The 25,186-nt window shown below is 67.0% G+C and carries 22 protein-coding genes; 7 read left to right on the top strand and 15 right to left on the bottom strand.

The annotated features are described in order from the left end of the window. Positions 1-113 precede the first annotated feature (113 nt). On the bottom strand, positions 114-1,427 hold the full coding sequence (locus AC2IR1_RS14610; RefSeq protein ID WP_486472703.1) for a M48 family metalloprotease: 1,314 nt from the start codon (positions 1,425-1,427) through the stop codon (positions 114-116). Between the two features lie 94 nt (positions 1,428-1,521). Here AC2IR1_RS14610 and AC2IR1_RS14605 point away from each other — a divergent pair, with 94 nt between their 5' ends. Further along, positions 1,522-2,676 carry a pyridoxal phosphate-dependent aminotransferase gene (locus tag AC2IR1_RS14605; RefSeq protein WP_486472702.1) on the top strand — a complete coding sequence of 385 codons (1,155 nt, stop codon included), beginning with the start codon at positions 1,522-1,524 and terminating at the stop codon, positions 2,674-2,676. A 135-nt stretch (positions 2,677-2,811) separates the two neighbouring features. On the opposite strand, the gene AC2IR1_RS14600 is transcribed toward AC2IR1_RS14605, so the two are convergent. After that, the gene (locus AC2IR1_RS14600) at positions 2,812-3,633 is read right to left on the bottom strand and encodes a helix-turn-helix domain-containing protein (protein WP_486472701.1); all 822 of its coding nucleotides are present in this window, start codon (positions 3,631-3,633) and stop codon (positions 2,812-2,814) included. Positions 3,634-3,869: 236 nt separating this feature from the next. On the opposite strand from AC2IR1_RS14600, the gene AC2IR1_RS14595 reads away from it, so the two are divergent. Beyond that, the gene (locus AC2IR1_RS14595) at positions 3,870-4,250 is read left to right on the top strand and encodes a hypothetical protein (protein ID WP_486472700.1); all 381 of its coding nucleotides are present in this window, start codon (positions 3,870-3,872) and stop codon (positions 4,248-4,250) included. Between the two features lie 227 nt (positions 4,251-4,477). Here the strand turns inward: AC2IR1_RS14595 and ilvN are convergent, their stop codons facing one another. From ilvN to AC2IR1_RS14570, 5 genes are all read right to left on the bottom strand, one after another. Next, the gene (gene ilvN, locus AC2IR1_RS14590) at positions 4,478-5,041 is read right to left on the bottom strand and encodes an acetolactate synthase small subunit (protein ID WP_486472699.1); all 564 of its coding nucleotides are present in this window, start codon (positions 5,039-5,041) and stop codon (positions 4,478-4,480) included. 170 nt (positions 5,042-5,211) lie between these two features. After that, positions 5,212-6,966, bottom strand: coding sequence for an acetolactate synthase 3 large subunit (locus AC2IR1_RS14585; RefSeq protein WP_486472698.1), 1,755 nt, complete (start codon positions 6,964-6,966; stop codon positions 5,212-5,214). Positions 6,967-7,408: 442 nt separating this feature from the next. Next, positions 7,409-8,311: a delta-class carbonic anhydrase gene (locus AC2IR1_RS14580; protein WP_486472697.1), complete on the bottom strand. Its 903-nt coding sequence runs from the start codon at positions 8,309-8,311 to the stop codon at positions 7,409-7,411. Positions 8,312-8,433: 122 nt separating this feature from the next. Further along, entirely contained in the window at positions 8,434-9,075 is a 642-nt protein-coding gene (locus AC2IR1_RS14575) for a response regulator transcription factor (RefSeq protein WP_486472696.1), read from the bottom strand. After that, a complete protein-coding gene (locus AC2IR1_RS14570; RefSeq protein ID WP_486472695.1) occupies positions 9,072-10,556 on the bottom strand; it encodes a cache domain-containing protein in 1,485 nt (494 codons plus the stop codon). The genes AC2IR1_RS14575 and AC2IR1_RS14570 overlap by 4 nt, the downstream gene beginning before the upstream one ends. 286 nt (positions 10,557-10,842) lie before the next feature. Between AC2IR1_RS14570 and AC2IR1_RS14565 the strand changes: the two genes are divergently transcribed. From AC2IR1_RS14565 to AC2IR1_RS14555, 3 genes are all read left to right on the top strand, one after another. Beyond that, entirely contained in the window at positions 10,843-11,925 is a 1,083-nt protein-coding gene (locus AC2IR1_RS14565; protein WP_486472694.1) for a TRAP transporter substrate-binding protein, read from the top strand. Positions 11,926-12,010: 85 nt separating this feature from the next. Further along, positions 12,011-12,904 carry a TRAP transporter small permease subunit gene (locus tag AC2IR1_RS14560; protein WP_486472693.1) on the top strand — a complete coding sequence of 298 codons (894 nt, stop codon included), beginning with the start codon at positions 12,011-12,013 and terminating at the stop codon, positions 12,902-12,904. Between the two features lie 13 nt (positions 12,905-12,917). Further along, a complete protein-coding gene (locus AC2IR1_RS14555) occupies positions 12,918-15,275 on the top strand; it encodes a TRAP transporter large permease (protein WP_486472692.1) in 2,358 nt (785 codons plus the stop codon). Positions 15,276-15,372: 97 nt separating this feature from the next. Here AC2IR1_RS14555 and AC2IR1_RS14550 read toward each other — a convergent pair whose 3' ends face one another. From AC2IR1_RS14550 to AC2IR1_RS14525, 6 genes are all read right to left on the bottom strand, one after another. Next, positions 15,373-15,798, bottom strand: coding sequence for a DUF1236 domain-containing protein (locus AC2IR1_RS14550; RefSeq protein ID WP_486472691.1), 426 nt, complete (start codon positions 15,796-15,798; stop codon positions 15,373-15,375). A gap of 240 nt (positions 15,799-16,038) precedes the next feature. Next, positions 16,039-16,446 (bottom strand): VOC family protein, encoded by a 408-nt coding sequence (locus tag AC2IR1_RS14545; protein WP_486472690.1) that lies wholly within the window; start codon positions 16,444-16,446, stop codon positions 16,039-16,041. Positions 16,447-16,448: 2 nt separating this feature from the next. Then, the gene (locus AC2IR1_RS14540; protein WP_486472689.1) at positions 16,449-17,264 is read right to left on the bottom strand and encodes an arginyltransferase; all 816 of its coding nucleotides are present in this window, start codon (positions 17,262-17,264) and stop codon (positions 16,449-16,451) included. Between the two features lie 241 nt (positions 17,265-17,505). Further along, a complete protein-coding gene (locus AC2IR1_RS14535) occupies positions 17,506-17,943 on the bottom strand; it encodes an RDD family protein (protein ID WP_486472688.1) in 438 nt (145 codons plus the stop codon). 134 nt (positions 17,944-18,077) lie between these two features. Continuing rightward, the gene (locus AC2IR1_RS14530) at positions 18,078-18,575 is read right to left on the bottom strand and encodes a DUF2852 domain-containing protein (protein WP_486472687.1); all 498 of its coding nucleotides are present in this window, start codon (positions 18,573-18,575) and stop codon (positions 18,078-18,080) included. Between the two features lie 108 nt (positions 18,576-18,683). Continuing rightward, the gene (locus AC2IR1_RS14525) at positions 18,684-19,151 is read right to left on the bottom strand and encodes a YbaK/EbsC family protein (RefSeq protein WP_486472686.1); all 468 of its coding nucleotides are present in this window, start codon (positions 19,149-19,151) and stop codon (positions 18,684-18,686) included. A gap of 88 nt (positions 19,152-19,239) precedes the next feature. Here AC2IR1_RS14525 and AC2IR1_RS14520 point away from each other — a divergent pair, with 88 nt between their 5' ends. Together AC2IR1_RS14520 and AC2IR1_RS14515 are read left to right on the top strand one after the other, a co-directional pair. Then, positions 19,240-22,056: a bifunctional [glutamine synthetase] adenylyltransferase/[glutamine synthetase]-adenylyl-L-tyrosine phosphorylase gene (locus AC2IR1_RS14520; protein ID WP_486472685.1), complete on the top strand. Its 2,817-nt coding sequence runs from the start codon at positions 19,240-19,242 to the stop codon at positions 22,054-22,056. After that, a complete protein-coding gene (locus AC2IR1_RS14515) occupies positions 22,053-22,319 on the top strand; it encodes a hypothetical protein (RefSeq protein WP_486472684.1) in 267 nt (88 codons plus the stop codon). The genes AC2IR1_RS14520 and AC2IR1_RS14515 overlap by 4 nt, the downstream gene beginning before the upstream one ends. Positions 22,320-22,722: 403 nt before the next feature. On the opposite strand, the gene AC2IR1_RS14510 is transcribed toward AC2IR1_RS14515, so the two are convergent. Both AC2IR1_RS14510 and hypE read right to left on the bottom strand, forming a co-directional pair. Continuing rightward, the gene (locus AC2IR1_RS14510) at positions 22,723-23,997 is read right to left on the bottom strand and encodes a DUF3422 family protein (protein WP_486472683.1); all 1,275 of its coding nucleotides are present in this window, start codon (positions 23,995-23,997) and stop codon (positions 22,723-22,725) included. Positions 23,998-24,050: 53 nt separating this feature from the next. Then, positions 24,051-25,094, bottom strand: a complete 1,044-nt coding sequence (hypE, locus tag AC2IR1_RS14505) for a hydrogenase expression/formation protein HypE (RefSeq protein ID WP_486472682.1) — start codon at positions 25,092-25,094, stop codon at positions 24,051-24,053. Between the last annotated feature and the right edge of the window lie 92 nt (positions 25,095-25,186).

Genomic DNA, 25,186 nt, shown 5'->3' with positions numbered 1-25,186 from the left:
GAGACTGGCATCAGGATCGGTGTCTGACCCGGGGGGCTGCCCCGGAACCGGAGTGCCCGGGGGGCGAAGCCGCCGGGCGGGCGCCCGGTGCGAAAGAGGGCGGAGGGGCTGCATCAGTCATCCTCCTTCGTGGCATTGAGCACATCCTGTGCGCGTTGCCAAGGCGGGGAGCCTCGCGACAGCAGGCCCGAGGCGCGTTCCGCCTGTATCCGCGCATCCTTCATGCGGCCGGAGAGGGCGTGGCGTTCGGCGACCGACAGGGCGGCCATGCCGGGCTGGCCCAGCTGCGCATAGGCGGAGCCGAGATCGCGCAGGACCATGCCGTTGCGATAGTCCAGCGCGCGGGCTCGTTCCAGCACCGGCAGGGCGGCGCGCAGACGCGCATCGCCCCCCTGCACGACCATGGCGTGGCCGAGGGCTGCCAGGATCAGGGGATCTCCGGGCGCCGCGGTGCCGGCGGCCCGGTAGGCGGTTTCCGCCGCGGCGAACTGGCGCCCTTCCAGCAGGATCTGCCCTTTCAGTTCAAGGTAGTAGGGATCGCCCGGGCGCAGGGCCAGCGCCTGGTCCATTAGCGCCACGGCACCGCGCCAGTCCGACCGGCGGTGCTTCACCACCGCAAGGCGCATGTATTCGATATCCCGCGCCGGGCTTTCGCCCGCCCGCGCCTCCGTCCACTTCGGATTGCGAATGAAGGCGGAGAGCTTTCCCTTCGCGCGTTCGTACCAGTAGGCGTCATCGGTGCGGTTCTGCCCCTTGCCGCCATAGCTGTCGGCCAGGGCCTGCAGCCGCCGCAGCCGGTCGCGCGACAGGGGGTGGGAGCGGGCGTAGGGATCCTGACGCCCTTCGGACAGGAGCTCCTGCCCGGAGAAGACCTGCATCAGCGTCACCGCGCCGCCGGTGTCCAGCCCGGCCAGGGACATCCAGCGGATCGCGGTCAGGTCGGCGCTGCTTTCTTCCGCCTGGGTATGTCCGTAAAGGATGCGCCGCGCGGTGCTGGCCATGCCGAAGGCCACCCCCGCGCCGGCGGCGCTGTTGCCAGACCCGGCCGCCGCCGCGATGCCAAGCGCAAGGCCGAGCTTGGCGATCCGTTCGCTGTGTTCCAGGTTCAGGGCGCGGCGGGTGATGTGGCCATTGGCGATATGCGCGGCCTCGTGCCCGATGACGAACTGAAGTTCCGACGCGGAGGCGGTGCGCAGGATCATGCCCGAATGGATGAAGATCGCATCGCGGCTGATCACGAAGGCATTCAGGCTGCTGTCATCCACCACGATGATGGGCAATTGCGTGCTGAGCCCGGCGGCCTGCAGCACGGGCGAGGCCAGACGCCGCAGGGCATGTTCGATGTCGGGATCGCGCAGCAGGGAAACGGCCTGTGCAGGCGCGGCGAGAATAATCAGGCAGAGTGCCAAAACTGTGCGCAGGTGCACCGACAACCTCCGCTGTTTTCCCGTGCCCTTGGTTGACCTGAGGATGCGGGCCTGTTGAAACGAATGCAACCCGAAGCCACCATCGGAGGAGAGCATGAGAGTTTCAACCCGGGGAGAGGTTGATCCCTTCATCGTGATGGATGTCATGAGCCGGGCCGCAGCATTGGAAGCGGAAGGCCGTGAAATCATTCACATGGAGGTCGGCCAGCCAGGTACGCCGGCACCGAAGAAGGCGCGAGACGCGCTGAGCCGCGCCCTGGAGGCCGACCAGCTGGGCTATTCCCTGACCCTGGGCCTGCCGGAGCTGCGGCAGGGCATCGCGGCGCTCTATGATCGCTGGTACGGCGTTGACCTGGATCCGGAGCGGGTGGTTGTCACCTCCGGCTCCTCCGCCGGGTTCCTGCTGAGCTTTGCCTCCCTGTTCGACGTGGGCGACCGTGTGGGCATCGGCGCGCCGGGCTATCCCAGCTACCTGCAGATCCTGAAGGCCATGGACCTGGAGCCGGTGGTCTTCGAAACCGCCGAGGCCAACCGGTTCCAGCCCGCGCCCGAGGATATCCGGGGGCGGAACCTGCAGGGCCTGATGGCGGCATCGCCCGGGAACCCGTCGGGCACGATGCTGGACCTGCAGGCGATGCGGGACCTGGCCGGGGCCTGCGCGGCGGAGGGCACGGCCTTCATCTCGGACGAGATCTACCACGGGCTGCATTACGAGGAGAGGGCACATACCGCGCTGGAAGTGACCGACGATTGCTACGTCATCAACTCCTTCTCCAAGTATTTCAGCATGACGGGCTGGCGTGTCGGCTGGATGGTCGTGCCCGAAGACCACGTGCGCCGGGTGGAGCGGCTGGCGCAGCACATGTTCATCTGTGCCCCGACGGCCAGCCAGGTTGTTGCCTGTGCGGCGCTGGAGGCGACGGAGGAGCTGGAGGCGAACCACGCGATCTATGCCCGCAACCGCGCGCTGCTGCTTGACGGGTTGCCGAAGGCCGGGTTCACCCGCATCGCGCCGCCTGATGGCGGGTTCTACATCTATGCCGATGTGAGCGAGCTGACGTCGGACAGCCTGGCCTTTGCCAAGCAGATCCTTGAAGAGGCGGGCGTGGCGGTGACGCCGGGGCTCGACTTCGACAAGGCGCGGGGGCGGGGGACGCTTCGGTTCTCCTACGCGCGGGCGACGGCGGACATTGAGGAAGGCCTGTCGCGGCTGACCGGTTTCATGGCGCAGCGGGTGCCTGCGGGCTGATCCGCCGGGGCATCCGTCGGCCCCCCGGGGCGGGGCGGAAAGAGCATCTGGAGACGACGAAGGGCGCCCCGACGGGCGCCCTTTCGAGTCCGGTGATGCAACCTGGCTGGTCGGCCCGCCGGGCGGGCCGGGGGATCAGTTGAAGGGATCGTTCAGCCGCAGCAGGCGCGCGTGGAAGGTCGGCACTTCGCTGACGTCGATGATGCCGGAGCGCCGGGCGCAGTCCAGGACCAGGCCGGTGTCATGGCCCAGGTGTTCGTAGACCAGGCGCGCCACACGCGGGCCGGAAAGCGATTCCCGGATCGTGCGCGTGGTGTAGCCTTCCCAGTAATTGTTGTTGTAGGTCGCGACCTTGGCCAGGAAGTTGAATGAGCAGGTGACCGAGCCGCGGCGCGAGACGAGCGCGGCGACGCCGGCTTCCTGCGTCAGGACGATGCCGCGGTATTCCCGGGTGAAGTTGTTTTCCGGCAGGCCCTGCTGGCTCATCGAGGCGCGGGGTTCGAAGCCGCGCAGGAAGGTGAAGCCGCCGCTGCGCGTGATGTGGACCAGGCCCAGCACGGCGCGCGTGCCGTCGGTGAAGCTGATCCGGGTAAAACGGTAGAAGCCGGAGGGGAAGTCGTCCTCCTCCACCTGGGTGGCGGAGCGGCCGATGTATTCGGAAATCACCGGGTGGTGCAGCAGGTCGTTGCTGCCGGGGCGGATCTTGTCGACCGGTTCCAGCAGAATCCGGGCATCGGTGCCGAAGAACTGGCAGATACGGTGCAGCACATCGGGGCGCGGGAAGCTCTCCCCCGACAGGTAGCGGTTGTATTGTGTCCGGTTGATCCCCAACTCTCGACACAGGCCCGCAATCGACGGGTAGCTACCGCTGAGTTGTCGCAGGTTCGCGCCGAAGATGTTGCGAAGTTCAACCGGCTTGAGTTCCGGCTGATCCGTTTTCGCGATTGAGTCAGCCAATTTCTACCGTCCTCGACGTTACCCGGGCCCATCGTCTCATCTGCATTCCACTTTTTCGTCTTCTTTTTCTCGGAACTGACGCTATAAGACGTCACACCTGTATCTGTATAACGTCAATTGGCGCCGTATGCGACACAAAAACTGTCTAGTCGACACGGAAAGGCAACTGGGAATTGGGACTGTTTCGGATACTCTTGAGTAAAGGGTAGACGCGGAATGGGTTCACGGGGAAGCCAATGTTCGGGATAGTGTTGTGGCGGGCAGCCGACGACAAATCGGCTGTGGTATGGTGCGAAGATCAAGGTGATCTTGCATTTTTTCGTGCGAATTCAGCGGGTAACATGGCTGCCGGTCTCAGCCTTGATCCCGGGGATCTGCTTCAGTTCGATTTGAGCGAGTGTGGTGACATGCGCATGGTGAAGAACCCGCGTGTCGTCGAGGAGGATCATTATCCCTCGCTCGCCTGGCGACTGAAGGAGGCCAGCAATTTTCAGATGCCTGCGTCTGGAAAGCAACACCCGACGCCACCCAGCGACGCGGGACGGCCCATCGTGGTGCCATTTCCCGACAAGGCGAGTCGGGACGCGCGGCAGCGCAAGCGGCAGCGCTACTCCTGATCTGACGGAAAGACGCCGGAAATTTGCAAAGGCGGGCCCCTTCGGGAGGCCCGCCTTTGTCATTTCCGGCGTTCGCAGTTTTGAGCGCCTGTCGTTCTGGGGCGGTCGTTCCGGGTCTTTCATTCCCGGGGCACTTTCGGGCCCGGGACATTCCTGGGCGCGCGCGAAATTGCGCATCGGCGACTTCGGGGCGCATAAGCCCGGACGGGCCGGGCTGGCCCGCCCTGTCAGCTTTCGCCGCGCGACAGGGCCGCGACGCCCGTGCGGGCCAGGTCGGCCAGGCCCAGCGGGCGCATCAGGTCCGCGAAGGCGTCGATCTTGTCCGGTGCGCCGGTCAGTTCGAAGACGAAGCTGGAGAGCGTCGAATCCACCACCTTGGCGCGGAAGATATCGGCCAGGCGCAGCGCCTCGACCCGCTTCTCGCCCTCGCCCTCGACCTTGAAGAGCGCCAGTTCGCGTTCCACCGAGGGGCCTTCGACGGTCAGGTCGTTGACCTTGTGCACCGGCACGATGCGACCCAGCTGCGCCTTGATCTGTTCGATCACCTGCGGCGTGCCGCGGGTCACGATGGTGATGCGGGACCGTTTGCCGGTGTGATCGACCTCCGCCACCGTGAGGCTTTCGATGTTGTAGCCACGGCCCGAGAAGAGGCCGATGACGCGGGCGAGCACGCCGGCCTCGTTGTCCACCAGGACGGCCAGGGTGTGCTGTTCATCCGCATCGCCGTAGGTGGCGCGCAGGTTGTAGGCGGAGTGGCTCGTCGAGCCTTTCTTGAGTTTCAGAGCGTTCATGTTTCTTCCTCCGGAGGGAGCCGTTGCGAAGACGGGGTGAACCCCGCACGACGTAACCTGTATCGGTTGGCGCATGGCGGGGTTGAACCCCGCCCTACGGAGCGTGCATCAGGTGGCGCGGCGCCGGGTGGCGTAGGGCGGGGCTCACCCCGCCTTCCATCACCGCCCGGTCAGACCAGCACCGCGCCGCCGGCCTCGATCGCGCCCTCGGTGGAGGCGTCGCCCAGCAGCATCTCGTTATGCGCCTTGCCCGAGGGGATCATCGGGAAGCAGTTCTCGTGCTTCTCGACCAGGCAGTCGAAGATCACCGGACCGTCGTAGTTGATCATCTCCATGATCGCATCGTCGAGGTCGGCCGGGTCGGAGCATTGGATGCCCTTGGCGCCGAAGGCCTCGGCCAGCTTGACGAAATCGGGCAGCGATTCCGACCAGCTCGACGAATAGCGCTCACCATGCAGCAGCTGCTGCCACTGGCGGACCATCCCGAGGCGTTCATTGTTCAGGATGAACTGCTTCACCGGCAGGCGGTACTGCATGGCCGTGCCCATCTCCTGCATGTTCATCAGCCAGGACGCCTCACCCGCGACGTTGATGACCAGCGCCTCCGGATGGGCCTGCTGCACCCCGACGGAGGCCGGGAAGCCGTAGCCCATGGTGCCGAGGCCACCGGAGGTCATCCAGCGGTTCGGCTCATCGAAGTGGAGGAACTGTGCCGCCCACATCTGGTGCTGGCCGACCTCGGTCGTGATGTAGCGATCCATCCCCTTGGTCAGTTCCTCAAGCCGCTGCAGGGCGTACTGCGGTTTGATGATCTTGTCGGAGTTCTTGTAGGAAAGGCAGTTCTTCGTCTTCCAGCCCTCGATCTTCTGCCACCACTTGGCCAGGGCCTCCCTGTCCATCTTGCGGCCGCGGGCCTTCCAGACCTTCAGCAGGTCTTCCAGCACATGGCCGACATCCCCGACAATCGGGAAATCGACGTGGATGATCTTGTTGATCGAGCTGGGGTCGATGTCGATATGCGCCTTGACCGAATGGGGCGAGAAGGCATCGGTGCGCCCGGTGATGCGGTCGTCGAAGCGGGCGCCGACGCAGATCATCAGGTCGCAGTCGTGCATCGCCATGTTGGCCTCATAGAGGCCATGCATGCCGAGCATGCCGAGCCACTTGTCACCAGAGGCCGGGTAGGCGCCGAGGCCCATCAGGGTGGAGGTGATGGGCGCGCCGGTGGCCTCCACCAGTTCGCGCAGAAGCTGGCTGGCGCCGGGGCCGGAGTTGATGACGCCGCCGCCGGTGTAGAAGATCGGCTTCTTCGCGGTTTCCAGCGCCGCGACGAGCTCGGTGATTTCCTCCATGTCGCCCTTCACGGGCGGCTGGTAGCGGAAATCGCCGCTCTTGGGTTTGGGCATGTAGGTGCCGGTGGCGAACTGCACGTCCTTGGGAATGTCGACGAGCACCGGGCCGGGGCGGCCCGAGGTGGCGACGTGGAAGGCGGCGTGCAGCAGGCGGGGCAGGTCGTCCGTTTCCTTCACCAGCCAGTTGTGCTTGGTGCAGGGGCGGGTGATGCCGACGGTGTCGGCTTCCTGGAAGCCGTCGGTGCCGATCATGAAGCTGGGCACCTGGCCGGAGAGCACGATGAGCGGGATGGAATCCATCAGCGCGTCGGTCAGGCCGGTGACCGCGTTGGTCGCGCCCGGCCCGGAGGTGACGAGCGCGACGCCCGGCTTGCCGGTGGAGCGTGCGTAGCCTTCGGCGGCATGGACCGCGGCCTGTTCGTGACGAACCAGGATGTGACGGATGTCATTTTGCTGGAAGATTTCGTCGTAGATCGGCAGGACAGCGCCGCCCGGGTAGCCGAATACCGTGTCCACACCCTGATCCTTCAGGGCCTGAACCACCATTTTCGCACCAGTCATCTGACGTGCCATTTCGTTTCTCCGTCTCCTGCCGCCTGGGCGGCCTCTCTTGGTTCGCAGCGCCGTGGCGCGGGCAACAAAAAACCCCCGGGGGTGATACCGGGGGCGCATGGGGTCCTGAACGGGAGTCCGGTGGTCACCGGCCCATGCGCCAATCTCCTACGATGACTACTAGTGCGTTCATGTCCCGAGGGGCTCCTTCGTTATGGCAAGGAGGAATAGGAGCAGAGTTGCGGAAGGTCAACCGCTAATCCGGGGCAAAAATGTCGTGAGGGGGTGTTTTTCTTTTCGAAAGTTGCGCTGAACGGGGTGGATCTTTGTCGTGCCGGTGGTTTTGGCGGCATTTGGCCGGGTCGGGGAGTCGCGCCGGGCGCGTTTCGCCCGGCGAGGGGCCCCCGGCGGTGGCGATGCGCTTTCCGTTCCGGGGGCGGGGATCGGCGAAGGGGACTGCGGCCTAGCGGATCGGTGCCAGGAGTTCCGGCGCGGTGACCAGCTGACGCACGTCGTGGGAATGGTCCTCTTCGAAGACATTGCCGTTGTGGCCCCAGCGGTAGAGGGAGGCGATGTCGAGCCGGGCGCAGTTGGGGCGCACGGACCAAGTGACCTGCAGGGGGGAGCAGGTCGACTGGGTATAGGACGCCCCGGTGGTAGAGCCGTGGAACACCACGGGCGTTCCGGTGTTGGAGGGCAGGGCGCGCGGCTGGGGACGGCCTTCGATCATGGTGCCCCCATGGGCGAAGGTGGCGAAGTCGAGCGCGAAGGGATCGTTCACCAGCAGGAAGACCTGGGATTCGACGCGCAGGGTCGGGTTGGAGCAGCTGTCGGACAGGCAGGATCCCAGGCCCGGGCCCGGCTGGACGTCGCAGGATGAGTAGACCCAGTGGACCTCTATCGTGTCGCCGGGTTTGACATGGCCGAAGGGGCCGTGCCCGAAGGCCGGGTCCTGCAGCTCTGCCGGGGTCAGGCGATCCGTCTCATTGCACTTGTAACCGCCGGCATGGGGATCGCCCGACAGGATCGAGAAGCCGGGCCCCTTGTGTTCGGCATTGGTGTGGGTGTGGATATTGCACAGGTTCATCGCCTGGGGCGGCGGCGCCAGCGGGAAGACGATGCCGTTGCGCCCGGCGGAGGCCGCGATGTCACGCGGGGTCTGGGGACCGAAGCCGGTGCAGAGGCCGCCCTCCGGGGCTGCGGGCATGGCGGTGTGGGACGCTGCCGGGGTGGCGGAATGGCTGTCGGGAGCGGCGGGCGCCGCATGGGCATCACCCGAGGCCTGCACGGCATGTGGCCAGAGGGCGCAGAGGGTCAGCAGCGCGGCAAGGGGGAAACCGGGGCGGGACGAGCGGGGGAAGGGCATGGGACCTCCTGTCTGGGCTGCCCCGTGGATAGGGGGGTGCCCTTTCCAAAAGGTTGCTTGCTGACAGGTAGGTTAACGGTTGTGCGCCCGGGCGGACAGGTGGTCAAGGCCCTGGGATCAGGTCAGAATTTCTTGCCGGTGCCGTGCAGGACGCCGTGTTCCATGGCGTAGCGGGTCAGCCCGGCGGTGGAGGAAATGCCGAGCTTTGTCTTGATGTTCTTGCGGTGCGTTTCGACCGTGCGGACGGAGATGTCGAGCGCCAGCGCGACTTCCTTGTTCGACTTGCCCTGCGCCAGCTGCAGCAGGATCGTCTGTTCCCGGTTGGTCAGATGCCCGCCGGTGTCGCGCGGCGCGAGCGAGCCCTGCGCCCCGGTGCAGAGATAGCGTTCGCCGCCCATGACCACGTCGATGGCGCGCTTGATCTCATCCGTGGGCACGTCTTTCAGGACGTAGCCCATGGCGCCGTGATCCAGCGCGGTGGAGATGTATTCGGGGCTGTCATGCATCGACAGGATCAGGATCTTCAGGCCCGGGTGTTCTTCCAGCAGGATCTCGCAGGCCGTGAGGCCGCCCATTTCGGGCATGTTGAGATCGAGCAGGATGACGTCGGGCTTCACCTCCTCCACCGCGTCGATGATGGCGCGGCCGTTGGCATAGGTGCCGACCACGGCGATGTCGGGGAAGCTGTCGAGGATGGCCTCGATCCCCTCGGCCACCATGGGGTGATCGTCGACGATCGCGACGCGGATGGGGGAGGTGGTCATGCGCTGTCCTTTCCGGCGCGGCGGGAGGAGGTCCCGGCGAGCGGCTTCTTGTCCTGGGCGTCGAGATCGGCGGAGCTCGGGTCGATCACCTTGGAGGGGGGCACCGTGACCTCGATCAGGGTGCCGGTTTCGGGGCCGCTGCGGTGGGAGAGGATCCGCAGGGTGCCGCCCATCTGCTCCACCCGTTCCTGCATGTTCCGAAGGCCCATGCCACGGGCCTGTTCGGGATGGGCGGGCAGGCCGCAGCCGTTGTCGGAGATCTTCAGCGTGGCACCGGAGCGGTGACCGCGCAGGTCCATGGCGAGCTTGGTCGCGCCGGAATGGCGTTCGATGTTGGTCAGGGCTTCCTGGGCGATGCGGTAGAGGCTGATCTTGGCATCGTTGTGCAGGCGGTTGCGGAAGACGACGGTGGTGAATTCGACCTCCATGCCGGTGCGGGCGCCGAAGTCTTCGACCAGGGCCTTCAGCGCGGGGCCGAGGCCCAGGTCGTCCAGCACGCCGGGGCGCAGGTCGCGGGAGATGCGGCGCACCTCCTGGATGGCTTCCGACAGGGAGGCCATGCCACGGTCCAGCGTCTCTCCGGCGCGCGCGTCGCCGGCATCGAGCCGCCGCCGCGCGCTGTCCAGCGCGTAGCGGACACCGACGAGCAGCTGGGAGATGCCGTCGTGCAGCTCCCTCGCCACGCGGCCGCGTTCCTCTTCCTGGGCGTCGAAGACCCGTTGGGTCAGCTCCCCCAGCTTGGCATCGGCAAGGCGCCGTTCGCGGATGTTGATCAGCAGGCCCGAGGAGAAGACGAGGATCAGCGCGCCGGCGGTGATGCCGCCGATCTGCAGGAAGGTCTTTTGCACCCTCTCTTCCACGTCGGCGCGGGCCTGGGCGGTGGTGGCCAGCACGTCGTCGATGAAGACACCGGTGCCCATGGCCCATTTCCACGAATGCAGCGCGGTCACGTAGGAGACCATCAGCCCTTCCTGCCCGGTGGAGGGGCGCGGCCAGAGGTGGGTGACATAGCCCGTGCCCTCACGCGCGGTGTCGATGAACTCCCGCACGACGTATTTGCCATTGCTGTCCTGCAGGTTCCACCAGTTGCGGCCGATCATGCCGGTCTGGCGGGGCGAGACGAGGTTGGTGCCGTCGTAGTCGTAGACGAAGAAGAAGCCGTCATCGCCGTAGATCATGGCCGAGAGGATCTGCTTCACATGTTCCTGCGCCTCGGCGTCGGTGGGACCGGCCATGCCGTAGATCCGGTTGAGCCCGTTGCGCGCCTGGTCGACGTAGTTGCGCAGTTCGGCCTTCTTCGCCTCGATCATCTGGCGTTCCAGCGCGGCGATTTCGCGTTCGGCCAGGGCACGGGACTGTGCCGCCACCAGCAGCGAGATCGCGGCCACCGCCAGGATGAGCGGAAGGGTGGCCAGAAGAAAGAGCTTCTGGCCGTAACTCAGCACGACGCGGTCGGAGATCCATCGCGAGAGGCGGGTCATTGCACTTCCATAGCGGGCGGCCCGGATGATTCCCAGAGCGGGGCTGCGGACGGAGGAACAGCGGAGAATGGCAGAGGGAGTGACGCAAGGAAAACCTTCGTGAGCCCGGTGAAAGCTACGTGAAAACCCGTATTGCGCAGTACTTTTCGCCAAGATTTCGGGCGATCTACGTAATCTTTGGTATTTCCCGCCTCGGTTCCTGTCGTCTAGGTTCGCCGACACTGCAAGGGAAACACCCCGGGGAGAAAGGGGGTGTTTGTTGAGACATCATGGGGAGGAGCCCAACATGGATCGTCGTTCTTTTCTGAAAACCTCCGCGATCGGCGGCGGTGCAGCCGCTGCCGCTTCGCTGGCCGCTCCGGCCGTGGCACAGGGCCAGGTCAAGCTGACCATGGTCACCACCTGGCCGCGTGGCCTGGCTGGCGTCTGGGACTCGGTTGAGCGTTTCGTCAACAACGTCAACGAGATGTCCGGCGGCAGCATGGTCGTCGAGGCCAAGGCAGCCGGCGAGCTGGTGGGGGCGCTGGAAGTGTTCGACGCCGTGACCGCGGGCCAGGCCGACATGTACCACGGGGCCGATTACTACTTCGTCGGCCAGCACCCGGCATGGGCCTATTTCACCACCGTGCCCTTCGGCATGACCGCGCCGGAAATGATGGTGTGGTACTACGCCAACGGCGGCATGGCGCTGCATCACCAGCTGGGCGAGATCTTCGGCCTGAAGAGCTTCCTTGCCGGTCAGACCGCGGCGCAGGGTGGCGGCTGGTTCCGCAATCCGATCAATTCCGCCGATGACTTCAAGGGTCTGAAGTTCCGCATGCCGGGCCTTGGTGGTCAGGCGCTGGCCAAGCTGGGCGCCTCCGTGCAGGTTCTGCCGGGCGGCGAGATCTACCAGGCGCTCAGCACCGGCGCGCTGGACGGGACCGAGTGGATCGGGCCGTGGTCGGACGAGAAGCTGGGCCTGCAGGAAGTCTGCAAGAACTACTATCCCGCCGGTTTCCACGAGCCGGGTGCGGCGCTGTCCGTGGCGACCAACCTGGACGTCTTCAACGGCCTCACCCCGGAACAGCAGAAGATCATCGAGGTCGCTTCCGCCGAGGCGCATCAGCACAACTACGCGCTGTTCATCGCCAACAACGGCCCGGCGCTGGATCGTCTGCGCTCCACCGGCATCCAGGTCCAGGAATTCCCCGATGACGTCTGGGATGCCTTCGGCTCCGCCTCCAAGGAGGTCCTCGACGGCTTCATGGATGACGAGATCTTTGCCGAGATCCGCACCTCTGCCGAGGCTTCGATGAAGTCCGCTTCCGGCTGGATGAGCGTTTCGGACGCGGCCTACACCGCGCAGCGGAACCGCGTCCTGGGCTGATCGCCCCAAGACACCAATCAAACCCGGGCTGCGCATCGAGATCGGTGCGCAGCCCTTCCTGACAAAGACAGAGGCGGGGGAAACGATGCTCGACGGGCTCATCTGGTTCGTGACGCAGCTCGGCCTGGGGTTCTACCACATCGGTTATGCGGTGACCCATCCGGGGCTGTGGCTCGACTGGTCCAACAAGGAAGCGCTGATCCGCTTCGTTTACTACGGCGGCTCGGTCGAGTTCTTCTTCGCCGTCTTCGACATCTTCCTGGTGGTGACCATCGCCGGGATGATCTTCCGCCCGTTCATGTGGGGCTGCGTGCGGGTGCTGGAAGGCTTCGCCAACGCCATGGGCCGCACCGCCGCCTGGGCGGGCCTGATCATGGTGGCGCAGCAGATCCTGATCGTCTTCCTGCAGTCGATCTTCCGCCAGGGCGAGATCACCCTGTCCCCCTTCGGCGTGGGCTTCACCCAGTCGGTGGGCTGGTACGCGGAGGGCCTGAAGTTCTGGAACGCCGCCGTTGTCGCGCTTTGCGTATCCTACGCATTCGTGCAGGGCAGCCACGTGCGGGTCGACCTGATCTATGCGGGCGTGGGCCATCGCGTGAAGCGGATCATCGACATGTTCGGGTCGCTGTTCTTCATGATCCCCGTTGCCACTCTGACCTGGATGTACGCCTGGTTCTTCCTGTGGCGGCACCTGATCACGCCCAAGGTCTCTGCCTCCGACAAGCTGGAGATGATGCTGCGCAAGGCGCGCATCGTGAAATGGAACGTGGAGACGATCGGCTTCAGCCCGGACGGGTTCAACGCCTACTTCCTCTTCAAGATCCTGATCCTGTGCTTCATCGCGCTGGTCTTCCTGCAGGCCATCGCCTTCTTCTACCGCTCCTTCCTGGAAGCCGTGGAAGGGGAGGAGAGCGCGGGCAAGTACCTGGACATTGATACGCTTGGCGCGGGCGAAGAAGCCTACGAAGGCACGCACTGAGGGAACCTGACACATGCTTTTCGGACTGGATGGGGTCGAAGTCGGCCTGCTCATCGTCTTCCTGAGCCTTTTCGCGGGGATCCTTTCGGGCTTCCCGGTGGCTTTCGCAATTCCGGGCGCGGGTCTGTTTGCCTTCGCCATCATCGCCTATCTCGATTCCTCGGGCGTGCTGATCCACCAGGCGGTGGATACCGGCAGCGACGCCTACAGGGCGCTTACCGCCTCGGGGGTGCATCCCGACACGATATCGCACTTCCGCTACCCGGATCTGCCGCTGATCGCGCAGCCCGTCTTCGAACGCGGCTGGGAAGTGGCGATGGACCGCAACATCAGCTTCATCGTGAACCGGATGAACGAGCGCGTCTTTGCGGGCCAGTCGATCGAGACCCTGCTGGCGGTGCTGATGTTCGTCATGATGGGGATCACGCTGGAACGGTCGAAGATCGCCAATGACCTGCTGACCACCATGGCGCGCGTCTTCGGCCCGCTGCCGGGCGGCCTGGCCGTGTCGGTCGTCGTCGTGGGCGCCTTCCTGGCGGCCTCCACCGGGATCGTCGGTGCGACTGTTGTCACCATGGGCCTGCTGTCGCTGCCCACCATGTTGCGCGCAGGCTATTCGCCGGAACTGTCGACGGGTGTCATCGCCGCCTCGGGCACGCTGGGGCAGATCATTCCGCCCTCCATCGTGCTGGTCCTGCTGGGCACGCTTTCGGGCGACCTTTACAGTGCCGCGCAGGAAGCCCGCGCGCAAAGCTTCGGCTGTACCGATGCGCTGACCTACCTGGGCAAGCCGGCGGTGGTTTCCGTGGGCACGCTGTTCCAGTCGGCGATGCTGCCGGGCATCCTGCTGGCCGGTCTCTACGCGCTTTATGCCTTCGTCTACGCACTGGTCCGGCCGCAGCACGCGCCGGCCGTCCACAGCGGGCAGCACACCCAGCACGAGGTGATCACCCGGGGCGAGGCGCTGACCTGGTTCTTCGCCGTGCCCGCGATCCTGATCGTCGGTGTCGTGGTCCTGGGGCAGCTGGGCGTCGTCGGGTCGCAGGACCTGACCGTGTCGAACTTCGCCCAGGGTGGCGAGGGCGCGATCCTGCGCACCAATGTGTCCGAGACCTGCCAGGCCGCGATGATCGAGCTGCATGGCCAGTCCAAGTGGGACATGGCCGTCGCGCAGCAGGCCGCAATCGAGGCTTCGGGGGGTGTCACCGAGGGGCACGAGCTGTCGGCGGAGGAAATCACCGCAGCCATCGCTGCCAAGGCCGCGGGCGCGGCCCCGATCGGCAAGGGCATCGCCACGATCATCGTGCTGCTGGGGCTGGTCCTGGCCACGGCGCGCGGCGTGCGGCCGGGTGATGACGGCAAGCCGCTGCTGATCGGCGGGATCGCCCTGGCGGTGATCGCCGCGCTGGACGTGCTGTTCATCCATCCGGGCATGTCCCCCGGTGCGACCCTGCTGATCATCGCGATCCCGCTGGCGGTTGCGCTCTGGTCCTGCAAGCATGCGGCGGCGCGGCTGGCCAGCAACGAGCTGATCCGCGTGGTCTTCCCGCCGCTGGTCCTGATCGTGGCCGTGCTCGGCTCGATCCTGGGCGGCATCACCAACCCGACGCCCGCCGCGGCGCTTGGCGCGGGCGGGGCGATCCTGCTGGCGGCCTTCCGCAAGCTGAAGGAGGAGGGCCGCGACCCCTGGGTCATCACCTGGTCCACCTTCGCCCTGATCGCGCTGATCCTGCTGGGCGCCAACTTCGACCTGCGGATCAACCAGAGCGTCGTCACGGTGGAAAGCTATCTGGCCTATATCGCCGCCGCGATCTGCTTCATGTTCGCCTGCTTCGGCCTGTGCTATTCCGGCTGGGTGCTGCTGCGGACCTCTGTCCTGGGCAAGATCGTGCGGGAAACGGCCAAGGTCACCTCGATGGTGTTCACCATCCTGGTGGGGTCGCAGTTGCTGAACCTGGTGGTGATCTCCTTCGGGGGTGAGCACTACATCCAGGACTTCCTGCGCAGCTTCGACAGCGAGTTCCAGGTCTTCCTGATCGTGATGCTGGTGCTCTTCGTGCTGGGCTTCGTTCTGGACTTCCTGGAGATCATCTACATCGTCATCCCGATCGTGGGCCCTGTCATCTACGGCGGCACCTTCGATCCGAAGTGGGTGACGATCATGATCGCGGTGAACCTGCAGACTTCCTTCCTGACCCCGCCCTTCGGCTTTGCGCTGTTCTACCTGCGCGGCGTTGCCCCGGCGAGCGTGACGACAGGCCATATCTACCGCGGGATCATACCCTTCGTGCTGATCCAGGTGGTGGGGCTCGCGCTGCTGTGGTTCGTGCCGGGGATCGTGACCCTGGTGCCCGACCTGCTGGGCAAGTAAGGCACCGCAGCGTCGGCCAAGGGCGCGCAGTGAAACGAAAAACGGCCCGGCAGAAATGCCGGGCCGTTCGATTTCCGGCTGTGGCCGGGGGCAGCGATCACTGAACGATGGTGATGACTTCGCGGGTCTCCGGGTTCACGATGACCGGGTGCTGCTCGGTATAGACATAGGCGAACTGGCTGTCGGGCACGGGCGTCAGGGTGACCGTGTCGGGCACGACGTAGCCCGCGACGGCCTGGCCGTTCATCGGCACGACCTGCACCGGGTGCTGCTGCACATAGGTCACCGTCTTGGTGTCCGGGGTCAGCTGGTTGCCGGCCGTGGCGCCGATCGCAGCCCCGACAACGGCGCCCACCGGACCGCCGACGACGGCCCCGGCGGTGGCCCCGGCGACCAGGCCGCCCGTGGCATTGGCCTGTTTCTGTTCGCTGTTGTCGGTGGTGTAGGTGGTCGTCTGTGCGGCAGCGGCGCCCGCGATGAGGGTGGTCCCGGCAGCGGCGGCGAGGATGGCTTTCTTGAACATGTCGTGTCCTTTCTTGTCTTCCGGTCTTTACTCTGGGCGGGGTCATGGCCGCCGCCCTGCATGAGGAGACAACCGGGCCGATGCTGTCCGGGTTCGTCACGGCGGGGGCCGTATGGCGAAAATGGCGGGGAACCGCCGCCGCTCAACCGCAGGGCGCGGATTTCGCGAGCCGTTTGCCGCCGGTTCCGGCACGCGGCCGGGTTGGCCGGAAAATCTTCGGGAAAGAGGCCCCTGGCGGCGTCAGGTCTGGCGGGGATTTTCCGCGAATTGCAGCAGGTCCCAGCGGTTTCCGAAGGGATCGCGCCAGACGGCGACCCGGCCATAGGGTTCGTCCCGGGGGGCTTCTTCGAAGGTCACGCCGGCGGTCAGCATCGCGGCATGATCACGGTCGAAGTCATCGGTTTCGAGGAAGAAGCCCACGCGTCCGCCCGCCTGGCGCCCGATGGCCGCCGCCTGATCCGGGCCGTCGGCCCGGGCGATCAGCAGGCGGGTGTCGCCGCCCGGGGGCGCGACGAGGACCCAGCGTTTCGTCTCTGACAGGGGGGTGTCCTCGATCAGGTCGAAGCCGAGCCGGGTGACGTAGAAATCGAGGGCGGCGTCATAGTCGGGCACCACGAGGGCGACCGCGTGCAGACGCTGCGCGGCCATGCTCAGCGCTGCGTGCTGCGGGTGTCGGGCAGGGTGATGTTGGCCACCTGCTCCGCGATGGGGTCGCTTTTCAGCGGATGGGTGGTGCTGTCGTAGTCGGAGGGATGGCGCATGCGCTGCCAGCGTCCGCCGTGGTAGAGCTCCAACCCCGAAAACTTGCACTTGTAGCCCATCTTGGGCGACCCGGGGACCCAGTAGCCCAGGTAGACATAGGGCAGGCCCGCCTGGCGGGCGATCTCGATATGATCGAGGATCACGTAGGTGCCGAGCGAGTTCCGCTCCATCTCCGGATCGTAGAAGGAGTAGACCATCGAGACGCCGTCATCGAGCACATCGGTGAGGGCTGCGGCCTTCAGGCCTTCGTCGTCGATGTATTCCACCACGCGGGACCGGATCGGCGTTTCCTCGATCATGGCGGCGAATTCGAAGACGTCCATGTCGGCCATGCCGCCATCGGCGTGGCGGCTGTCGAGGTAGCGGCGGAACAGGCTGTACTGGTCCTCTGTCGCCCAGGGCGAGGTCGCACGGCGTTCGAGATGGGCATTGCGCTTGATCACGCGCTTCTGGCTTTTCGTCGGCGTGAAGGCCGAGACGTCGATCCGGGCCGAAAGGCAGGCGGCGCAATCGGCGCAGGATGGCCGGTAGAGCACGTTCTGCGAGCGGCGGAAGCCCTGCTTGGACAGCGTGTTGTTCAGCTGCTCTGCCGAATCTCCCTGCAGGGAGGTGAACAGCTTCCGCTCCATCCGCCCATCGAGATAGGGGCAGGGCTGCGGGGCCGTGACATAGAACTGCGGGGCGAGCGGAAGCGAGTGACGCATGGACAGGAGCGGATAGAGGACTGAAATCTGGGGGAAACCGCGCGGATCCTCGGATATTGGGAAAGAGGGCCGGCGGGCCTGGGGTGGCGGTGGAACGGTGACCGACGCAGGAGGGTATGCCGGTCGTCGGGGAAAGATAGCAATGATGCCGCCCTCCGCCAAGCCCTTGGGGCAAAGGCCCCCCGCGCCGGATCGGCGCAGGGGGCGGGATGGGGTCGGGACGGGGTGCCGGCCTGCGGGGTCAGATGCGGTAGCTGTTCACCGCTGTGGTGTTCAGCGCCATGTCGGTCAGGCCCTGGCCGCGCGGGGTCACGATCATCAGGATGACCGAGATCAGCTGCAGCGGCGAAAGCGCGAGGGAGACGGTGTAGCCCAGCACGTGCAGCAGGGCTTCGCCCCCATCAAGGCGCTGACCTTCGAGGTTGCGGAACTCGATCCCGAAGAGCCGCATGCCCCAGGTGGCGGAGCCGGAGGCCACGGTGATCAGCCGGTAGAGAAAGCTGACGACCAGCACCACGCCGGGGAAGAAGAACAGCGACAGGAAGACGGTGAAGGGAATGGTCAGCGCCGAGACCGCGAGGATCAGCGCCATGTCCACCAGCCAGGCCAGGCCGCGCTTCAGCGCGACGCCCTGGTAGGGCGAGGGATCGGTGATCGGGTCGGGCAGGGGCAGGGACATCTGTGTCTCCGGTTGGAAAAGTCGGGGTGGGGCAAGAGGTTGAAAGGAACCGGTTGAAAGGAACCGGCCCCCGGAGAGCGGGGGCCGGGACGGGAGGGGCGGCGGGGCCCTTGGTCAGGAGCGTGACCGGCTGGTCAGACCTCTGCGTAGGGCTTGGGTGCCGGGCCGGTGTCATCATCGCCGGAGATGGCGGGGGTGTCACGTTCGGCGCGGGCCCGGGTGGCGCGTTCATCCATGAACTGGTCGAACTCGGCCTTGTCCTTGGCCGCGCGGAGGCGTTCCAGGAAGGCTTCGAACTGATCCTGTTCCTCTTCCAGCCGGCGGAGGGTTTCCTCCTTGTAGGCGTCGAAGGCGGTGTTGCCGGAGGACTTCATCGCAGAGAAACCGGCACGGTGCATGGAGTGCATGCGGGACATCGGGCGGCCACGGCCGCGGCAGGACTTGGCGAACATCTGTTTCCCCCAGATCATGTAGAAGAGGATGGCGAGGCCGACCGGCCAGAAGAACACGAAGCCCAGAACCATAACGGCGATCCAGGCCCCTTTGCCCTTGCTGTCCAGCCAATCCTCCGTGCGGCCCAGCCAGCTGCGCCGGACGGGCGCGTCGTGGTGGGTGTAGGCGGCGGTGGTCATCTTCGTGTCTCCTCGTGTGCTAATGTGAATGTCTTTCACATTGGATAGATGCGCACGGGAGGGCCGCCCCGCAAGGGGTGATGTGAATGTTTTTTACATTATATGGATTTACTCAGTGAAATCAGCGGACTGCGCACCTGTCATCCCGGGGAGGAGGTGGGCGTCGAAGGCGAAAACATGCCGCGGGGTGCCAGCGGCAGCCCAGATCCGGTCGAAATCCAGCAGGCGGGGATCCAGGAAGGCGCGGATCGGGTTGAGGTGCCCGACGGGGCTGACCCCGCCGATGGCAAAGCCGGTCTGGGCCCGGATCAGCGCCGCATCGGCCTTGCCCAGCGGTTCGCCCGCCAGGGCCGAGGCCTTGGCCGCATCCACCCGGTTGCCGCCCGCGGTGAGGAAAAGGATCGCCTCGCCGCTGTCCTCGCCCCGGAAGATGATCGACTTGGCGATCTGGTCGATGGCGCAGCCTGCGGCATCGGCAGCCTGCTGCGCGGTGCGGGTCTCCCCCAGGTCCTGGATCTCGGCCGGGATGCCGGCCTCTTCGAGGGCGCGCTGGACGCGTTTCAGGCTCTTGCTCATCTTCGGGTCTTCCTTGTCGTCTTCGGGCCGCAGCATGGCGCCTCGGTCGGGGATTGACCAGAGGGCCGGGGCACCGCAACGTCGCGCCATGGACGACATTCTTGCGATCACCCGCCTGCCGCGCGCCTTCGACCCCGAAAAGGGAGCCGAGATCCGGGCGCTTTTCCCGGAGCTTCACGGCGACATGGGCGCGCTGCTGGAAGGTACGGCCGGGTCGTCGCCCTATTTGGCGGGGCTGATGGTTAAGGAAGCCGAATGGCTGCGCACGGCGCTGGCGGCGCCGCGGGCGGCGCTGTCGGCAGAGGCTGCGCGGCTGGCGGCGCTGGAGCCGCTGGACGCATCCCTGGGGGCCGAGCTGCGCCGGGGCAAGCGGCGGATGGCGCTGATCGTCGCGCTGGCGGACCTGTCGGGCGCCTGGCATCTGGAGATGGTCACCGGCGCCCTGTCGGATTTCGCCGACCTCTCGGTGCAGCTGGCGTTGCGCGCGGCGCTGGCGGCGGAGCTGAAGCGCAACAAGCTGCCCGGGATGAGCGAGGCGGATCTTGAGACGGGCTGCGGCCTGACCATGCTGGCCATGGGCAAGGGCGGCGCGGGGGAGCTGAACTATTCCTCCGACATCGACCTGATCGCGCTTTACGACGAGGCGCGGTTCGAGGACCACCGGGAGGCGCGTCCGGCGCTGATCCGGGCGGTGCGCAAGATGTCCTCGACCCTGAGCGAGATCACCGGGGAGGGCTATGTCTTCCGCACCGATCTGCGGCTGCGGCCCGATCCGTCGGTCACGCCGGTCTGTGTCGGCATGGAGGCGGCGGAGCATTACTACGAGAGCGTGGGCCGCACCTGGGAGCGGGCGGCCTATATCAAGGCGCGGCCCTGCGCGGGCGATCTGGCGCGGGGGGCGGAGTTCCTGCGCGCGCTGCGGCCCTTCGTCTGGCGGCGGCACCTGGATTACGCGGCGATCCAGGATGCCCATGCGGTGCGGCTGGCGATCCGTGACAGCAAGGGATACGGCGGGCCGCTGGAATTGCCGGGCCATGACATGAAGCTGGGCCAGGGCGGCATTCGCGAAATCGAGTTCTTTGCGCAATTCCATCAGCTTATCGCGGGTGGCCGGGATCCGTCCCTGCGCATTCGCGGCACGGTGCCGGCGCTGCACAAGCTGTCGGTGGCGGGCTGGCTGCCGGGGGAGTTGTCGGCACGGCTGGTGGATCATTACCGCGCCCACCGGGAGGTGGAGCACCGCATCCAGATGGTGAACGACGCCCAGACCCACAAGCTGCCGGGATCGGAGGAGGGGCTGGCGCGGCTGGCGGCCCTTTCGGGCCGGGACCTGGCGGAGATGAAGGCGGATCTGCGGCGGCGGCTGGAGGATGTCCATGCCACGACGGAGGCCTTCTTTGCCCCGGAAAACGGGGTCACGCCGCCCTCGGACGGGCCGGATACCGATCACGGCGGTTTCGACGAGGCGGTGCTGGACCGCTGGTTGCATTACCCGGCGCTGTCTTCCTCCCGCGCGCGGGAGATCTTCGGGCGGCTGCGGCCGCAGCTTCTGGCGGCGCTGAGCCGTGCGGCGAAGCCGGAGGAGGCGCTGCAGGCCTTCGACGGCTTCCTGAAGGGGCTGCCGGCGGGGGTGCAGCTGTTTTCGCTCTTCGAGGCGAACCCGCAGCTGATCGACCTGATCGGCGATATCGCGGGGACGGTGCCGGACCTGGCGCTGTACCTGAGCCGCAATTCCGGGGTCTTCGACGCGGTGATCGGAGGGTCCTTCTTCAGCGGCTGGCCCGGTGTCGATGCGCTTGACGCGCAGTTGCGCGCGGTGCTGGAGCATGAGGCGGATTACGAGACCAAGCTGGATGCGGCGCGGCGCTGGCAGAAGGAATGGCATTTCCGCATCGGGGTGCATCACCTGCGGGGGCTGATCCCGCCGGAGGAGGCGGGGGCGGAATATGCGGACCTGGCCGAGGCGGTCTTGCGCGCGCTCTGGCCCGTGGTGCGGATGGAATTCGCGCGCCGTCACGGCCCCTGTCCGGGGCGCGGCGCGGTGGTGATGGGGATGGGATCCATCGGCGCAGGGCGGCTGAACGCGCGGTCCGACCTGGACCTGATCGTGATCTACGATGCCGCCGGGCAGGAGATGTCGGAGGGCAAAAGACCCCTGCCGTCAAAGGTTTACTTTGCGCGTCTCACCCAGGCGCTGGTCACCGCGCTTTCGGCGCCCATGGCGGAGGGGCGGCTTTACGAGGTCGATATGCGGCTGCGGCCCTCGGGCAACCAGGGGCCGGTTGCGACCTCTCTGACCGCCTATCGGGAGTACCAGGAGACGGCGGCCTGGACCTGGGAGCACCTGGCGCTGACGCGCGCGCGGGTGGTGGCGGGGCCGGAGGTTCTGGCGGCGGAGGTCATGGCCTTCCGCACGGGGCTGATCGCCAGGGGGCGCGAGGCGGGGCCGGTGCTGCGCGACGTGGCGGAGATGCGGGGGCGGATTCTGCAGGCCAAGGGCGCGGGTGCCCCCTGGGAGGTAAAGGTGGGCCCCGGGCGCAACCAGGAGATCGAGCTGATGGCCCAGGCGGGTGGGTTGATCGCGGGCGATCCGGAGGGCTGGATCGCCGACGGGTTGCGGCTGGCGGTGACGGCGGGCTGGATGCGGGATGACGAGCGGGAGTTGCTGGCGAGCACCTACCGGCTGCTGTGGAACATCGGCCAGGTTGGAAAACTGTTGAGCGACAAGGTTCTGGACCCCGAAGCCATTGGCGAGGGCGGGCGCGCCCTGCTGCTGCGCGACACCGGGGCGGAGAGCCTGGAGGCGCTGCAGGCGGCCTTCGAGCTGGCGACCCGCAGCGCGGGCGAGGCCATAGGCGAGATCCTGGCCCGGGAGGCGGCACCGGCCGAGGAGGCGGCGCCATGAAGGGCGATGCGGCCGATCCCAAGGCGCTGATCCGGGAGGCCTACCGGATCGAGGGGATCACCGGCGCGGAATGCCGGTCGATCCTGGTGGACTGGGCGCTGAGCCTGGCCGAGGGGCAGGACCCGCGCGCGGCGCTGCGCCTGCTGCTGGACCGCCATGGCAGTGCGGCGCCCGATCACCCGATGACCGCGCTGCTGGAACAGGGGCTGTCGCAGGGCGGCGGCGGGCGGCGGCGCGGGGGGTGGCGCGGAAGGCGGGGTTAACCCCGCCCTACGGCATCGTTTCGAACGTCGGTACTGCAGTGCAGCGACTCAGCCCGGGAAACCCATGGTTAACAGGGGTTTCGGGGCGAAATCGGCACGTCGGTATAACGTCGGTATTGTGTCGGTATTGCGGCGGTGCAGAAACGGCGGAGGGCCCCGGGTTAACGGAGCGCGCGGTGGTTTTGGGGGAATGGTGGATTGGCATCCACCCTACGACGACAGCGCGACCCGTAGGGTGGATGCCAATCCACCGTGCGTCGCGCCGACGGTGCGCGCGTCGCTTGTGTATTTGGGGCCAACAAATGGGGGAATGCCGCCCCGTTCATTTTCTTGTTCGCAAATATCCTGGGGGGGGAGACGGGCCGCAGGCCCGCGGGGGGCAAGGCCCCCTCGCACGGTCCAGTCAGTGCAGCCCTTTGCGGATCCGTCGCAGCGCCGCCCAGGTCAGCAGCACCACCACCGGTGTCAGCCCCGCCGCCAGCCACGTCTTCCCGATCCCGAGGTACTTGTCCACCGGCCCGGCCACGTAGAGCGCCAGCGAGGTCGCGTAGTAGGAGATCGCCACCACCGAGAGCCCTTCGACCGTGTGCTGCAGCCGCAGCGCCTCGTCCGAGCGGCGGTCCATGGAGACCAGCAGTTCGCGGTTCTGGCGCGACAGCTCCACCTCCACCCGGGTGCGCAGCAGCTCCCCCGCGCGCCCGGCCCGTTCGGTGAGCTGGGACAGGCGCCGCTCGGTCGCCTCGACCGTGCGCATGGCGGGATCGAAGCGGCGCATCATGAATTCCGCGAAGGTCTGGCGGCCCTCGAAACGGGTTTCGCGCAGCACCCGGATGCGGGCGTTGACGATGCGTTCATAGGCCAGCGTGGCGGAGAAGCGGTAGGCGGTGCGCGAGTGCAGCTGTTCCAGCCGGGTGGCGATGTCGAGCAGGGCCTGCAGTGTTGCCGCCGCATCGGTGTCGGGCTTGCCGATGCGGGCGATTTCCGCCGTCAGGCGGGTTTCGCATTCGGTCAGCTCCGCCCCCATGTCGCGGGCGCGGATGAGGCCCAGCATGGCCATGGCGCGATAGGTTTCGACCTCGCACAGGCGTTGCAGGATGCGGCCGAGGCGGGCGGGGCCGGTGCCGGGGCGGGCCATGACGGTGAAATGCATGTCGCCCGCCGGGTCGGGGTGGAAATCGCCCGCCACCACCACCTGATCGTCGATCATGCGCGACAGGGCGAGGCTGTCTTCGGCATGGTCTTCGCGCAGGCCCGCGTGGACGGCGGCGTCATCGGCGGCCTCCAGCAGGCGGAAACGGGCGGAGGCGATGCGGCCCCCCACGGCAGAGCCGAGGATCTGGCGGGCGCAGTCCATCACCTGCGCCTCGTCCGGGCCGGTGAGCAGGTAGGTGACGAACTCCGTATGGCTTTCCCATTTCAGGGTGAGCGGGCCGAGGCGCCCGGACCAGTGGGTCGCCTCCGCTCCCGGCAGGTCGAGGCAGGCCGCGGTCAGAAGCGTGTCGAGCTGGGCGCGTTCCGCCGCGCGGTCGCGGTCGGAGCGGCGCAGGGGCCGGAGCGCCACGAACCAGGCGAAGCTGCCGGTGGTGACGGTGGGAAAGGGGCGGGCGTGCAGTTCATCCACGGTGGCGGCGCGCAGGGGGTGGTCTGACTGCAGGAAGGGCGTCTTGGGGGCGTCCATTGGCAACTCGTCTGGGGGCAGGGACCGGGGGGAGCCGGGCCTGTCGGGGGGCATCAGCAGATGCGGGGAAGTTGTTCGCCAACGAGCATGTCGACGATGCGTTGTCCACCGAAAGCGGTGCGCATCTTGACGGGCACGGTGTCGCGGGGGCGGGCGCGGCCGATGATCGCCGCATCCCGGCCCGCAGGCGTGGCGCGCATGGCGGCCAGCGCGGCCTGGGCCTGATCGGCGGGGGCGAAGAGCACCAGCGTGCCTTCGTTGGCGAGGTAGAGCGGGTCGAGGCCGAGGATTTCGCACATCCCCTTCACCTCTGCCCGCAGCGGCAGGGCGGCTTCGTCCAGTTCCACGGTGACGCCCGCCGCCTCGGCCATTTCGTTGAGCGAGGAGGCGAGGCCGCCGCGCGTGGCGTCGCGGGCGGCGCGGGTGTCGGGGGCGGCGGCCAGCACCGCCTCCATCAGCGCGTTGAGGGACTGGCAATCCGATTGCAGCGGTGTCGACAGCGCGAGGTCGCCGCGTGCCGCCAGGATGGTGGCGCCGTGATCGCCCAGCACGCCGTTGACGATGGCCACGTCGCCTTCGCGGATCTGCGCCGCACCCATGTCGCGGCCCGCCGGGATCACGCCGACGCCTGAGGTGGTGATGAAGACCTTGTCGCAGGAGCCGCGCCCCACGACCTTGGTGTCGCCGGTGACGATGCGGACGCCCGCCGCTTCGGCCTCCCGCGCCATGGAGGCGACGAGGCGGCGCAGCAGGGCGATTTCCGTGCCTTCCTCGATGATGAAGGAGGCGGAGAGCCAGAGCGGGGTGGCGCCACCCACGGCAAGGTCGTTGACGGTGCCGCAGACCGCCAGCTTGCCGATGTCGCCGCCGGGGAATTCCAGCGGCGTGACGACGAAGCTGTCGGTGGTGAAGGCCAGACGGGTGCCGGGGGTGGCGAGTGCCGCATGGGTCAGGCGGGCCTGATCCTCGTCTCCGTCGGGTTGGAAGACATCTGTGAAGACCTCTTCGATGAGGTCGCGCATGGCCCGGCCGCCGCCGCCGTGGGAGAGGGTGACGTGGCTGTCGCGGAGGCGGGAGGGTTTGGTGGCGGCGTTCATGGCGGGTCCTCTGGGCATCTTGGTGAGGGAGGCGCCCGACCCTGGGGGGGCGCCTTGGAACGGGTGGGCGGCGTGGTGCCTCGAAGCATCCA

The organism is Pseudooceanicola sp. NS-SX8, assembly GCF_057380755.1.
Note: the sequence above shows the minus strand (reverse complement) of the source record. Positions and strands in the feature narration are given on the sequence as shown.